This window comes from Mycobacterium sp. E2699 (assembly GCF_001666745.1).
GTDB lineage: Bacteria > Actinomycetota > Actinomycetes > Mycobacteriales > Mycobacteriaceae > Mycobacterium.
The window spans coordinates 1-1,316 of the sequence record NZ_LZJH01000129.1; the positions used below are offsets into that span (position 1 = coordinate 1).

Below are 1,316 nucleotides of genomic sequence, written 5' to 3' on the forward strand. Positions count from 1 at the left end.
GGCGACATCGACATCCTGATCACCGACAAGACCGGCACGCTGACGGAGGGCCGCATCCGCCTGGTCGGCGCGGTCGATCCGGCCGGTGCGCCGGCCGAGCCGGTCCGGCGGCTCGGGTTGCTGGCCACCGACGTCGACCCGGAATCCGGTGTGGTGAGCGCCAATCCGCTCGACGCCGCGCTGTGGGACTCCCCGCAGCCACAGCAACTGGTGGGCGGCGCGGTGCGCCGCGTCGCGCTGCTGCCGTTCGACCACGAGCGGCGCGCGACGTCGGTGTTGGTCGACGACGACGGCAACCGCCTCCTCGTCGTCAAGGGCGCCCCCGAACAGGTCCTGGACCGGTGCGACGGGACGCCGGCGGCCGCGGATGCGACCCTGGCGGACTTGTTCGCCGCCGGACGGCGGGTGGTCGCCGTCGCCACCCGCCCGGCCGCCGAGCTGACGGAGCTCACCGCCGACGACGAACACGACCTCACGCTGGCCGGCTTTCTGGTCTTCGCCGACGAACCCAAACCCGCGGCGCGCCAGTCGCTGGCACAGCTGGCCGAACTGGGCATCGAGCTCAAGATCGCCACCGGCGACAATCCGCGGGTCGCCGAAAAGGTCTGCAATGACCTGGGTTTGGCGTCCAAGGGCACTCTCACCGGCGCCGAGCTGGAACCCCTCGACGACGACGGGTTCGTCGACGCCGCGCAAAACCACACCATCTTCGCGCGCATCTCCCCCGAGCAGAAGGCGCGGCTGATCACCGCGCTGCGCCGCAACGGGCGATCGGTCGGCTTCCTCGGCGACGGCGTCAACGACGCGTTGGCCCTGCACGCCGCGGACGTGGGGATCTCCGTAGACAGCGCCACCGACGTCGCCAAGGACGCGGCCGACGTGGTCTTGCTGGAAAAGGACCTGGGGGTGCTGGCCACCGGGGTGGCCACGGGCAGAAGGATTTTCGCCAATACCATCAAGTACGTGTTCATGGGCACATCGAGCAATTTCGGCAACACCTTCAGCGCCGCCGCCGCGTCGGCGTTCTTGCCGTTTCTGCCGATGCTGCCCAGCCAGATCCTGCTGGGCAACCTGCTCTACGATGCCTCGCAGTTGGCGATCCCCACCGACCGCGTCGATGAGGAGCAACGCGATGCGCCGGCGCACTGGAACGTCGCCTTCATCCGCAGGTTCATGCTGACGTTCGGGCCCATCAACTCGCTGTTCGACTTCTTGACCTTCGGATTCATGCTCGGCATCCTGCACGCCGGCGAGGTGGCGTTTCACACCGGGTGGTTCCTGGAAAACCTTCTCACCCAGACGTTTATCGTTTTCGC

At 68.2% G+C, this 1,316-nt stretch carries 1 protein-coding gene; it reads left to right on the top strand.

What is annotated here, in order from left to right; all coding sequences use genetic code 11:
• Positions 1 to 1,316: HAD-IC family P-type ATPase (locus A5696_RS22470; protein ID WP_156738200.1), on the top strand; the 1,316-nt coding region annotated here is incomplete at both ends.